At 62.0% G+C, this 12,326-nt stretch carries 11 protein-coding genes; 8 read left to right on the forward strand and 3 right to left on the reverse strand.

All coding sequences use genetic code 11. The annotated features are described in order from the left end of the window. The coding region (gene groEL, locus DQ393_RS07170) for a chaperonin GroEL (protein ID WP_146758965.1) at positions 1 to 834 on the reverse strand (834 nt) is incomplete at its 3' end. Positions 835 to 908: 74 nt separating this feature from the next. After that, positions 909 to 1,205: a co-chaperone GroES gene (gene groES / locus DQ393_RS07175; RefSeq protein ID WP_004109735.1), complete on the reverse strand. Its 297-nt coding sequence runs from the start codon at positions 1,203 to 1,205 to the stop codon at positions 909 to 911. A gap of 424 nt (positions 1,206 to 1,629) precedes the next feature. Here groES and DQ393_RS07180 point away from each other — a divergent pair, with 424 nt between their 5' ends. The 6 genes from DQ393_RS07180 to DQ393_RS07205 all read left to right on the forward strand — a co-directional run bounded on the left by DQ393_RS07180 (position 1,630) and on the right by DQ393_RS07205 (position 9,219). After that, a complete protein-coding gene (locus DQ393_RS07180) occupies positions 1,630 to 2,478 on the forward strand; it encodes a TIGR01459 family HAD-type hydrolase (RefSeq protein ID WP_112341088.1) in 849 nt (282 codons plus the stop codon). A gap of 15 nt (positions 2,479 to 2,493) precedes the next feature. Beyond that, positions 2,494 to 3,477, forward strand: a complete 984-nt coding sequence (locus DQ393_RS07185; protein ID WP_112341089.1) for a bifunctional riboflavin kinase/FAD synthetase — start codon at positions 2,494 to 2,496, stop codon at positions 3,475 to 3,477. Between the two features lie 133 nt (positions 3,478 to 3,610). Further along, entirely contained in the window at positions 3,611 to 3,808 is a 198-nt protein-coding gene (locus DQ393_RS07190) for a DUF3311 domain-containing protein (protein ID WP_034488324.1), read from the forward strand. Further along, positions 3,798 to 5,273 (forward strand): monocarboxylate uptake permease MctP, encoded by a 1,476-nt coding sequence (gene mctP / locus DQ393_RS07195; protein ID WP_112341090.1) that lies wholly within the window; start codon positions 3,798 to 3,800, stop codon positions 5,271 to 5,273. Before DQ393_RS07190 ends, mctP begins: the two co-directional genes overlap by 11 nt. Before the next feature lie 299 nt (positions 5,274 to 5,572). Beyond that, positions 5,573 to 8,455 (forward strand): isoleucine--tRNA ligase, encoded by a 2,883-nt coding sequence (ileS, locus tag DQ393_RS07200; protein ID WP_112341091.1) that lies wholly within the window; start codon positions 5,573 to 5,575, stop codon positions 8,453 to 8,455. A 134-nt stretch (positions 8,456 to 8,589) separates the two neighbouring features. After that, entirely contained in the window at positions 8,590 to 9,219 is a 630-nt protein-coding gene (locus DQ393_RS07205) for a hypothetical protein (protein WP_112341092.1), read from the forward strand. Positions 9,220 to 9,256: 37 nt separating this feature from the next. On the opposite strand, the gene DQ393_RS07210 is transcribed toward DQ393_RS07205, so the two are convergent. Then, on the reverse strand, positions 9,257 to 9,715 hold the full coding sequence (locus DQ393_RS07210; RefSeq protein WP_112341093.1) for a nucleoside deaminase: 459 nt from the start codon (positions 9,713 to 9,715) through the stop codon (positions 9,257 to 9,259). A gap of 72 nt (positions 9,716 to 9,787) precedes the next feature. On the opposite strand from DQ393_RS07210, the gene DQ393_RS07215 reads away from it, so the two are divergent. Together DQ393_RS07215 and rsmD are read left to right on the forward strand one after the other, a co-directional pair. Further along, positions 9,788 to 11,752, forward strand: coding sequence for a pseudouridine synthase (locus DQ393_RS07215; RefSeq protein ID WP_112341094.1), 1,965 nt, complete (start codon positions 9,788 to 9,790; stop codon positions 11,750 to 11,752). A 6-nt stretch (positions 11,753 to 11,758) separates the two neighbouring features. Then, positions 11,759 to 12,325, forward strand: coding sequence for a 16S rRNA (guanine(966)-N(2))-methyltransferase RsmD (gene rsmD / locus DQ393_RS07220; protein WP_112341095.1), 567 nt, complete (start codon positions 11,759 to 11,761; stop codon positions 12,323 to 12,325). Position 12,326: the final 1 nt, after the last annotated feature.

Below are 12,326 nucleotides of genomic sequence, written 5' to 3' on the forward strand. Positions count from 1 at the left end.
AGCCTTGACGGCAGCGATCTTGAGGCCACCGCGCAGCTTGTTGACAACGAGGGTCGCAAGCGCTTCGCCTTCGACGTCTTCAGCGATGATGAGGAGCGGCTTGCCGGTCTGAACGACGGCTTCGAGAACCGGAAGCATGGCCTGCAGGTTCGAGAGCTTCTTCTCGTGCAGGAGGATGAACGCGTCTTCGAGGTCGGCGATCATCTTTTCCGGGTTGGTCACGAAGTAAGGGCTGAGGTAGCCGCGGTCGAACTGCATGCCTTCGACGACTTCGAGTTCGGTCTCGGCGGTCTTGGCTTCTTCAACCGTGATGACGCCTTCGTTGCCGACCTTCTGCATGGCTTCAGCAATATCGAGACCGATCTGCTTTTCGCCGTTTGCGGAGATCGTGCCGACCTGGGCAACTTCTTCCGAGGTGTTGATCTTCTTGGCCTTGGCCTGGAGATCCTTGACGACTTCTGCAACGGCGAGGTCGATACCGCGCTTCAGGTCCATCGGGTTCATGCCGGCTGCAACAGCCTTGGCACCTTCGCGAACGATAGCCTGGGCGAGAACGGTTGCAGTGGTGGTACCGTCACCGGCGACGTCATTGGTCTTCGAAGCGACTTCGCGGACCATCTGGGCGCCCATGTTCTCGAACTTGTCTTCCAGTTCGATTTCCTTGGCGACGGAAACGCCGTCCTTGGTGATGCGCGGTGCGCCGAAGGACTTGTCGATAACGACGTTACGACCCTTCGGGCCGAGCGTGACCTTCACTGCGTCAGCGAGGATGTCGACGCCACGAAGCATCTTTTCGCGGGCGCCGCGGCCGAATTTTACTTCTTTAGCTGCCATTGTTTGAACTCCTGAATTCGCGTTGTCCGGGTTTTAAGGCCCGTCAGCTTTATCGGAAAAGGGAACCGGCCAGATTAGCCGATGATGCCCATGATGTCGGCTTCCTTCATGATCAGAAGGTCTTCGCCGTTGAGCTTGACTTCGGTGCCGGACCACTTGCCGAACAGAACGCGATCGCCAACCTTGACGTCGAGTGCTACGACTTTGCCGGATTCATCGCGAGCACCGGAACCGACGGCGACGATTTCGCCTTCCTGCGGCTTTTCCTTGGCGGTGTCGGGAATGATGATGCCACCCTTGGTCTTTTCTTCCGACTCGACGCGACGAACGACGACGCGGTCATGAAGGGGGCGGAAATTGGTGCTTGCCATTGTCTAATCCCTCGATCAAATGACATTCACGGATCAGCGGAGATCCGTATGGATTTTGTTAGCACTCATCCTCGGAGAGTGCTAGCGACGGTGATTTAGGGGTGGCTTCCGGACGAGTCAAGGACAGCACTGTGAATTTTTTGCGGCGCGTATCGCCTTGTTTCGAGGATGATTAACGCCCAAGGCGGTGCCGCGTAGCACGTCGTTGCAAATGTTCTCTCATTTTGCCCCCGTGAAGAAGGCTCAGGTCGTGCCTTTTCCAGAGCGTCATATCATTGCTTCCGCTGCGCAATCTTGCCGCTCGCCGACCTTGCGCATGTCTTCTTCTCAGGCCTTGTGCGCCGCAAAAACCTTGCATGCCGCTCTTGTAATTTGCCGGCCGGTTTGCGATGTCAGCCCGTGATTTATTTGATGCGAGGACGGCATGGGCAAACGGATCGAGAGCTTTCGCGACATCGGCGGACTTTATGATGTTGCGCTCTGCGATGTCTGGGGCGTACTCCATAACGGCGTCACGGCTTACAAGGAGGCCTCCATCGCGCTCGAAGCGGCCCGCGGCAAAGGCCTTGCTGTCGTCCTCATCACCAACTCTCCGCGCGTCGCTCCGAAGGTCGTCGAGCAGCTGCGGGCGATCGGTGTTCCTGACAGCGTTTACGATCGCATCATCACATCGGGCGATGTCACCCGCAAGCTGATCGCCGAGGGACCGAAGAAGGTGTTCCTGCTCGGTCCAGAGCGCGATATCGGCATCCTGGAAGGCTTGGACGTTCAGCGCGTCGAGGCCGGCGAGGCGGAAAGCATCGTCTGCACCGGCTTTTTCGATGACGAAACCGAAACACCTGACGATTACACCGAGATGCTGACGGCCTGGTCGGCCCGCAACGTGCCGCTGATCTGCGCCAATCCGGATCTCGTGGTCGAACGCGGCCACCGGATGATCCCTTGCGCCGGCGCCATGGCCGCCTATTACGAGCGGCTCGGCGGCCAGACGCGCATCGCCGGCAAGCCGCATCGGCCGATCTACGATGCAGCGATCGCCGCGGCACGCGAGGTGAAGAGCGAATTTCCGCTGTCGCGCGTGGTGGCGATCGGCGACGGCATGCCGACCGACGTGCGCGGCGCGCTCGATTACGGCCTCGATCTTCTTTATATCAGCCATGGCATCCACGCCCGCGAATATGTCGTCGAGGGCCACACGGATGAGGCCGCTCTTGGCGCCTTCCTGGCGCGCGAGCAGGCTTCGCCGAGGTGGTGGATGCCGCGCCTTGTCTGAGGAGAGTGGTAGACGATGACCGTTTTCCATCGCAACGAGACCCGGGAGCCGCTTCCCGATACCTTGAAGGGCGGTGTCGTCGCCATCGGCAATTTCGATGGCGTACATCGTGGCCATCAGTCCGTGCTTACACGCGCATTGGAGATCGCCAGGGAACGCGGCATTCCAGCCCTCGTGCTGACCTTCGAGCCGCATCCGCGCACCATATTCAAGCCCGAACAGCCGGTCTTTCGGCTGACACCAGCACCGTTGAGAGCGCGTCTCCTGGAAGCCCTCGGTTTCAACGCCGTCATCGAATATCCCTTCGATAGAACCTTCTCGCAGCGTTCGGCGGATGAATTCGTCCATTCGATCCTGATCGACTGGCTGCATGCTTCCGAAGTCGTCACCGGTTTCGATTTCCATTTCGGCCATGATCGCCAGGGCGGTCCGGCTTTTCTCATGAAGGCTGGCAGTCACAATGGCTTCGGCGTGACACTTATCGACGCTTTCCGCGATGAGAATACCGAGGTCATTTCGTCCAGCCGCATCCGTTCGCTCCTGGCCGAAGGCGATGTTGCCCAGGCTGCCGGTCTGCTTGGATACCGCTTCACTGTCGAGGCGCCTGTCATCGGCGGCGAGAAGCTGGGCCGCACGCTCGGCTTCCCCACGGCAAACATGCGGCTTCCATCGGAAATATCGCTGAAATCTGGCATCTATGCCGTACGCTTCCGCACAGCCGATGGCGTCATTCGTGACGCCGTTGCCAGCTACGGACGCCGCCCGACGGTAACGGACAATGGCGCGCCGCTGCTTGAGACCTTCGTCTTCGATTTTAGCGGCGACCTCTACGGCCAGGTCTGCTCCGTCTCCTTTTTCGGCTATCTCCGTCCCGAACTGAAGTTCGACGGCCTCGATCCGCTGGTCGCACAGATCCGCAAGGATGAGGAAGAGGCGCGGGCGCTGCTCGCCGGCGTTCAGCCGCTGAGCGATCTCGATCGCGTCATCGCCTTCGACTGATTTTATTGGGCATGCTGCGCGCGGAGATCGTGGCAGTGCAGTATGTTTTTGCCTTGAGCGGGTAGGAAGATGCTGCAATGCTCATATAGCTGGGTGCGAGTCGCGGCACCCATTTTTCCGAAAGGCGCACGAGATGGACAAACGTTTCGGGACGGCGGCCTGCTGGCTGCTCGTCATTCCCTACATAGGCTTGCTTTGGGTTCCCTTCTACAACAGCCACGATCCGGTGCTGTTCGGTTTCCCCTTCTTCTACTGGTACCAGCTGGCCTGGGTGCCGATCACAGCAATCCTGACGTGGATCGCCTACCGGAGCATGCGCCATGACGACTGATATCGATCCGACAGCACTCGCCGTCTTCATCTTCTTTCTGGCGCTCGTGACCGTCATGGGCTTTGTTGCGGCGCGTTGGCGCCGGCCGAAGACCCTTGCCCATATCGACGAATGGGGCCTTGGCGGCCGCACCTTCGGCACCTGGATCACCTGGTTCCTCGTCGGTGGCGACTTTTACACTGCTTATACGGTCATCGCAGTTCCGGCGCTGGTCTACACAGTTGGCGCCTATGGCTTCTTCGCACTGCCCTATACGATCGTCGTCTATCCGTTCGTCTTCATGGTCATGCCGCTTCTGTGGCGGCGCGCCAAGGACTACGGCTATGTCACCGCCGGCGATGTGGTGCACGGGCAATATGGTTCGCGGGCGCTCGAATTGGCGGTCGCTCTGACGGGCGTCATCGCGACCATGCCCTATATCGCCCTGCAGCTCGTCGGCATGACAGCGGTCTTCAAGGCGTTGGGGCTCCATGGCGAGCTGCCGCTTGCCGTCGCCTTCATCATCCTGGCGCTCTATACCTATTCGGCCGGCCTTCGCGCCCCGGCGCTGATCGCCTTCGTCAAGGACATCATGATCTACATCGTGGTGATCGCGGCGATCGCGCTCATTCCGGCGAAACTCGGTGGCTATGCGAATGTCTTTGCGGCGGCCGATGCGGATTTCAAAGCCAAGGGGGCGGGCAGCCTGCTGCTCGGCGGTAACCAGTACGTCGCTTATGCGACTTTGGCGCTCGGCTCGGCGCTAGCCGCCTTCATGTACCCGCATACGCTGACCGGCATCTTCGCCTCCAACAGCGGCAACACCATCCGCAAGAATGCCGTGTTGTTGCCGGCCTATACGCTGCTGCTCGGTCTCTTGGCCCTGCTCGGCTATATGGGGCATGCCGCGCAACTGAAACTCGACAGCGCCAATGACGTGGTGCCCGCGCTGTTCCAGACGCTATTCTCGAGCTGGTTTGCGGGCTTTGCCTTCGCGGCCATCGCTATCGGGGCGTTGGTGCCTGCGGCCGTGATGAGCATCGGCGCTGCCAACCTCTTCACCCGCAACTTCTGGAAGGCTTACATTGATCCGCAGGTTTCCGATGCCGATGAGGCGAAGGTTGCCAAGATGACCTCGCTGGTCGTCAAGGTCGGCGCGCTTCTCGTCATCATTTTCCTGCCGACGCAATTCGCGCTCGATCTGCAGCTGCTCGGCGGCATCTGGATATTACAGACGCTGCCGGCCCTGGTCTTCGGTCTCTATACCAAGTGGTTCCGTGCACCCAGCCTGCTCGCCGGCTGGTTCGTCGGCTTCTTCGGCGGCACCTACCTCGTCTGGGATGCCGGCTGGAAACCGCTGCATATGGTCCCGCTCGGCGAAACCGGCTTCACCGTCTATACGGGGCTGCTGGCGCTTCTCGCCAATATCGTCGTGGCCGTCATCGTCAACGCGGTCGTACCGGCACGGGCAGCAGCACGGGCCTGATCGCAACAATGCCCTAATGGCCGCGGGCGGGAACGTCCGCGGCCTTTCTATGTGTCGCCGGCATTGTTTCCTCTTCCTTTCCTTGGAAAAAACGCCTATGAACCGGCGATCATGACCCAATTTCGGCTGAGCTACTCGATACGAATTATTGGCCCGGCCTTCCGCGCGCTGTAAGCTGCCGGAGGGTCCGGGTTTTTGGCGTCTCGTTCCCGAGACGCTTTCCGCCGCCGAAAAATCCCCATATGGCTGCGCCAGTTCAGGCGCAAGACGCCCGAGACACCGAGGCAATTGTCACGACTATGACCGATACCGCTGAAAAGATGGATTATTCCAAGACCCTTTACCTGCCGGAAACCGATTTTCCGATGCGCGCAGGGCTGCCGCAGAAAGAGCCGGAGCTGGTGAAGCGCTGGGAGGAGATGAACCTTTATAAGAAGCTGCGCGCCTCCGCCGCCGGCCGCGAGAAGTTCGTCCTGCATGACGGCCCTCCCTATGCCAATGGTCACATCCATATCGGCCATGCGCTGAACAAGATCCTGAAGGACGTCATCACCCGCTCGTTCCAGATGCGCGGCTATGACAGCAACTACGTTCCGGGCTGGGATTGCCACGGTCTGCCGATCGAGTGGAAGATCGAGGAAAAGTACCGCGAGAAGGGTAAGAACAAGGACGAGGTTCCGGTGAACGAGTTTCGCCAGGAATGCCGCGACTTTGCCGCCGGCTGGATCAAGATCCAGTCCGAGGAGTTCAAGCGCCTCGGCATCACGGGCGATTTCGACAATCCCTATCTGACCATGAATTTCCACGCGGAATCCCGCATCGCCGGCGAACTTCTGAAGATCGCCCGCACGGGTCAGCTTTACCGTGGCTCCAAGCCGGTCATGTGGTCGGTGGTCGAGCGCACGGCGCTCGCCGAAGCCGAAGTCGAATATGCCGATGTCGAGAGCGACATGATCTGGGTCAAGTTCCCGGTGGCCGAAGGTCCGGCGCATCTTGCCGACGCCTTCGTCGTCATCTGGACGACCACCCCTTGGACGATCCCCGGCAATCGCGCGATCGCCTATTCCTCGCGCGTGTCCTACGGCCTCTATGAGGTCACGGAAGCCGCCAATGATTTCGGTCCGCGTCCGGGCGAGAAGCTGATCTTCGCCGACAAGCTTGCCGAGGAATCCTTCGTCAAGGCAAAGCTGCAGTACAAGCGCCTTGGCGATGTCACCGCTGCCGATCTCGCCGCGCTCACCTGTGCGCATCCGCTAGCAACCCTCGGTTACGGCTTCAAGGTGCCGCTTCTCGATGGCGATCACGTCACCGACGATGCCGGTACGGGCTTCGTGCATACGGCGCCCAGCCACGGCCGCGAGGACTTTGACGCCTGGATGTCGCATGCCCGCGATCTCGAAAAGCGCGGCATTTCCTCCGCCATCCCGTTCCCGGTCGATGACGGCGGTTTCTACACCGCCGATGCCCCCGGCTTCGAGGGCGGCCGTGTCATGGACGACAACGGCAAGAAGGGCAATGCCAACGATCTCGTCATCAAGGCGCTGATCGAGACGAACACGCTGTTTGCACGCGGGAGGCTGAAGCATTCCTATCCGCATTCCTGGCGCTCGAAGAAGCCGGTCATCTTCCGCAACACGCCGCAATGGTTCGTCTACATGGACAAGGACTTCGCGGATGGTTCGACGCTACGCTCGCGCGCCCTGAAGGCGATCGACGATACCCGCTTCGTGCCGGCTGCCGGCCAGAACCGCCTGCGCGCCATGATCGAGCAGCGTCCGGATTGGGTCCTCTCGCGCCAGCGCGCCTGGGGCGTGCCGATCGCGATCTTCGTCGACGAACAGGGCAACATCCTGCAAGACGATCGTGTGAACGCCCGCATCCTCGAGGCTTTCGAGCAGGAGGGTGCCGATGCCTGGTTCGCGGAAGGCGCCCGTGAGCGCTTCCTTGGCGAAAAGGCCAACGAGCCCTGGACGCAGGTCATGGACATCCTTGATGTCTGGTTCGATTCCGGTTCGACCCACACCTTCACGCTGGAGGACCGTCCAGATCTGAAGTGGCCGGCCGACCTCTATCTCGAAGGCTCCGACCAGCATCGCGGCTGGTTCCATTCGTCGCTGCTCGAAAGTGCTGCGACGCGTGGCCGCGCGCCATATGACGCCGTCCTCACCCATGGCTTCACCATGGACGAGAAGGGCGAAAAGATGTCGAAGTCCAAGGGTAACGTCACGTCGCCGCAAGAGGTGATGAAGGATGCGGGCGCCGACATCCTCCGCCTCTGGGTCATGACGTCGGACTATTCGGAAGATCTGCGCGTCGGCAAGGCCATCATCCAGACCAATGTCGATGCCTATCGCAAGCTGCGCAACACCATCCGCTGGATGCTGGGCACGCTGGCACACGACAAGGGCGAGGTGATCGCCTATGCCGACATGCCGGAGCTGGAACAGCTGATGCTGCACCGTCTCGCCGAGCTCGACGAGCTGGTGCGCGAAAGCTACGATGCCTTCGATTTCAAGCGCATTGCCCGCGCCTTGATCGATTTCGCCAATGTCGAGCTGTCGGCCTTCTACTTCGACGTTCGCAAGGATGCGCTTTACTGCGATGCTCCGTCGAGCTTGCGCCGCCGTGCCGCTCTCGCCGTTATCCGAGCGATCTTCGACTGCATGGTGACGTGGCTGGCGCCGATGCTGCCCTTCACCACGGAAGAGGCATGGCTGTCACGCAATCCGTCGGCGGTCTCGGTTCATCTCGAGCAATTCGTGACCGTTCCTGCCGAATGGAAGAACGAGGCGCTGGCCGAGAAGTGGAAGAAGATCCGCGCCGTGCGCAGCGTCGTCACCGGCGCGCTGGAAATCGAGCGCAAGGACAAGCGTATCGGCTCCTCGCTGGAAGCCGCCCCGGTGGTCTACATCGCCGATCCGGAGCTGCTGAAGGTGCTCGAAGGGCAGGACTTCTCCGAGATCTGCATTACCTCGGGCATCACCGTCCTTGGTGGCGAAGGTCCGGCCGATGCGTTCCGCCTCGAGGACACGCCCAGGGTCAGCGTCGTTCCGAAGCTTGCCGACGGCCGTAAATGTGCCCGTTCCTGGCGCATCACCACCGATGTCGGCTCCGATCCGGAATATCCCGATGTCTCGGCTCGCGATGCCGCGGCACTGCGCGAACTGATGGCTGTCAACTGAAGAAAGTTGCCGGATGAATTGCCTTTGCGGCGTTCATCCGGTAAAAGCTGCCTGAAAATGGCCCGATTTTTACGGCAGTTGCCGTTCAATGGGGTCCTGTTACGTTTATTCCGGCATGGCTGGGAAGGGTTTTCATGAGAGCGATGCATAAGGTTCGTGTCGGCGTCAGCTTGGCGGCACTTGTGGTTGGCTGTGGCGCGATGTCCGGTTGCCTGAGCAGCCCGACTTATGGCACCGACAAGACCGCCGGCGCGCAGCTCCTGGACGACCTTGGCGATATCGCCTCCGTTTCGGCAGCGACGCCGAAGGACAAGGGCGTGAAATATCCGAACCGTCCTGGTCTGGTTGTTGGTGGCGACAAGGGCACCCTGACCCCGCCGCAGCAGTCTCTGGCGAGCAAGGATAATCCGGCCTGGCTCGAATCGCCGGAAGAGGCGCGCAAACGCCTCGCCGAAGAAGCCGACGAAAAGAAGAACGACGTCAACTATCGTTCGCCGCTCGCCCAGGCCGACAACAGCAGAAATCGCATGACGGAAGCGCAGCAGACGGCTGCCTATCGCGCCACACGACAGGATCAGGCCGGCACGTATATCGACCAGCGCCGCTATCTGATCGACCCGCCGCAGCAATATCGCCAGGTCGCCGACCAGGCTGCCCTCAACGATCTCGGCACGCCGGAATCCAAGAAGGAAAAGAAGCGCAAGAAGGATGCTGAGGCTGCGCAGCAGACCAACAACAGCAGCTGGTGGAAGCCCTTCCAATAAGAAGTTTTCAAAGCGGCAGCGTCAAAACTGCCGTTTTTCAGTCTTCGGAGCGTTTCGCTTGAAAGAAGCCTCTGAGGATATCGGCGGATGCGGTTTCGCCGAGGCCGGAATAGACCTCCGGCGCATGATGGCAGGTCGGCTGGCGATAGAAGCGCACGCCATTGTCGACGCCCCCGCCTTTCGGATCCTCGGCGCCATAGTAAAGACGACGGATGCGCGCGAACGAGATGGCCGCGGCGCACATGGTGCAGGGTTCCAGCGTGACGTAGAGATCTGCGCCCGCAAGACGTTCCTGGCCCAGCTCCTCGCAGGCCAGGCGGATGGCAGCGATTTCGGCGTGGGCGGTGACGTCGTTGAGCTCGCGGGTGCGGTTGCCGGCTGTGGCGATGACCTTGCCGTCAAGCACGACAACGGCGCCGATCGGCACTTCGCCACGCTCTCCGGCGCGGTGCGCTTCGGCCAAAGCAAGCTCCATGAATTGATTTGTAGCCGCCATTCAAGTTTTTCCACTTAACCGCAAGGGCGTGACCTGATAGGAACACGCGTTAAAAATTCAGGCAAACAACAAATGACGATGAATGACAAGCCCAAGCGGCCTGGGTCTAAACCCTTTGCTGGCGACAAGAAGACGATGAAACGCGATGGCGCGAAGCCTGCGAAGGCCGCAGCCGTCAAGGCCGCAGATGAAACCGTGGCAGGCGATGGAAAGGCTGAGCGCATTTCCAAGGTGATGGCACGCGCCGGCGTGGCTTCGCGCCGCGATATCGAGCGCATGATCCTGGACGGCCGCGTTCGGCTGAACGGCGTGCCGCTGGATACGCCCGTTGTCAACGTGACCCTTGCCGACAAGATCGAGGTCGACGGCGTGCCGATCCGCGGCATCGAGCGCACGCGCCTGTGGCTCTATCACAAGCCGGCAGGCCTGGTGACCACCAATGCCGATCCGGAAGGGCGCCCGACCGTTTTCGACAACCTGCCGGAAGAGCTGCCGCGCGTCCTGTCGATCGGCCGCCTCGATATCAACACCGAAGGTTTGCTGCTTTTGACCAATGACGGTGGTCTGGCCCGCGTTCTTGAGCTGCCGACCACCGGCTGGCTGCGCCGCTACCGCGTCCGCGCCCATGGCGAGATCGATCAGGAAGCGCTCGACAAGCTGAAGGAAGGCATCGCCGTCGATGGCGTGCTCTACGGCTCGATCGACGCGACGCTCGACCGCACGCAAGGCTCCAACGTCTGGATCACCATGGGACTGCGTGAGGGCAAGAACCGCGAAATCAAGAACGTGCTGGGTGCGCTCGGCCTTGAGGTCAACCGCCTGATCCGCATTTCCTACGGCCCGTTCCAGCTCGGCGAATTGCCGGAAGGCCATGTGCTCGAGGTGCGCGGCCGCACGCTGCGCGATCAGCTGGGTCCGCGCCTGGTCGATGAGGCCAAGGCGAATTTCGATGCCCCGCTGTACAACGCACCGGCCGTTGCCGATGCCGAAGAGACGGATGCCCAATCGGCTCGGGCGACCCCGGCCCGCACGGCCAAGGAAGAGCGCCCGCGCCGCGAGCGTCCCGAGGACAAGCGCGAGCGTGCGCTCAGCCGCCTCGACACCAAGCGCGATGCCAAGCGTGACGATCGCCGCGAAGGCGGTCACAAGGATGATGATAGGGCGAAGCGCCAGCCGCTCGGCCCGCGTCGCAGCGCCAATGTCTGGATGGCGCCAGGTGCCCGCCCGCTCGGCGAAAAGGCGGCAGCGAAGGCGGCCAAGAATGCAAGGACTGCTGCAAAGCGCGGCGAGACTGAACGCCCGCAGCGCAGCGGCTTCGACCGTGCGGACGAAGGCCCGCGCGTCCGCATCAATCGCGTCGACGAGGGCGATGGCGAATGGATCCGTTCGAGCGAGGAAGCTCCCCGCAAGTCGCGTGGCGATGACGAGGGCTTTGATCGCAAGCGCTCTCGCGGCGACCGCCCGCAGAGTGATCGTCCCGCCCGCGGGGACCGACCGTTCGGCGATCGTCCCCGCGGCGATCGAGCGTTTAGCGATCGTCCGCGCGGCGAACGCGGTTCCCGGTCGGAGGGCGGTGACCGTCCCCGTGCGAAATCCTTTCAGGGCGAAGCCCGCTCCGAACGTTCCTTCGGAGATCGTCCCGCGCGTGGCGACCGGCCTTTCGGCGACAAGCCCCGTGGCGACCGGCGTCCACGCGCCGAAGGAGACGAGCGTCCGCGCAGCAAGTCTTTCGGCGGCGAACAGCGCTCCGAACGCCCCCGCGGCGATCGCCCGCAGGCGGATCGTCCGCCGCGTGGTGAACGGCCCTTCGGCGAACGCCCTCAGGGCGAGCGTTCCTTCGGCGATCGGCCGGCCGGCAAGCCCTTCGGCAAGAAGCCCGGCGGCAAATCCTTTGGCGGCAAGCCGGGTGGTAAGCCCGGTGGTTCGCGCGGCTTTGGCGGCAAGCCGGGTGGCGCAGGTCGTCCCTCGGGCGGTCCGCGCGGTGGCTCCGGTCGAGGTGGCCCCGGCAGGGGCGGCCCCAAGGGCGGCAGGGGCTGACGCGCGATGAGGATCGTCGGCGGTGAGTTTCGCGGGCGCTCGCTTGCAACGCCGAAGTCGAACGATATTCGTCCGACGGCGGATCGCACGCGCGAAAGCCTGTTCAACATCCTGAGCCACGCCTATCCGGAAGCCATCGACGGCACCCGGATGATGGACGTCTTTGCCGGCACCGGTGCCGTCGGGCTGGAGGCAGCCTCGCGCGGCTGCCGCCATGTGCTCCTCGTGGAAAGCAGCGTCGAGGGCAGGGGCCTTCTCTGGGAAAATATCGATGCGCTAGGCCTGCACGGCCGCACGCGCATGCTGCGCCGCGACGCGACCGATCTCGGCAGCGTCGGCAATCTCGAACCCTTCGATTTTCTCTTCGCCGACCCGCCATACGGCAAGGGGCTGGGCGAGAAGGCTTTCGCGGCGGCCGCCGCCGGTGGCTGGCTGGTGCCGGGCGCTCTGGCGATCCTCGAGGAGCGCGCCGATGTCACAGTTGCCGCGCCGTCGGATTTCCTGTTTCTGGAGGAACGGACCTTCGGCGACAGCAAGATGCATTTCTTCCGTTATCAGCCGAGGATGGCGTAAC

It is taken from the genome of Martinezella tropici (genome assembly GCF_003287875.1).
Lineage (GTDB): Bacteria > Pseudomonadota > Alphaproteobacteria > Rhizobiales > Rhizobiaceae > Rhizobium > Rhizobium tropici_C.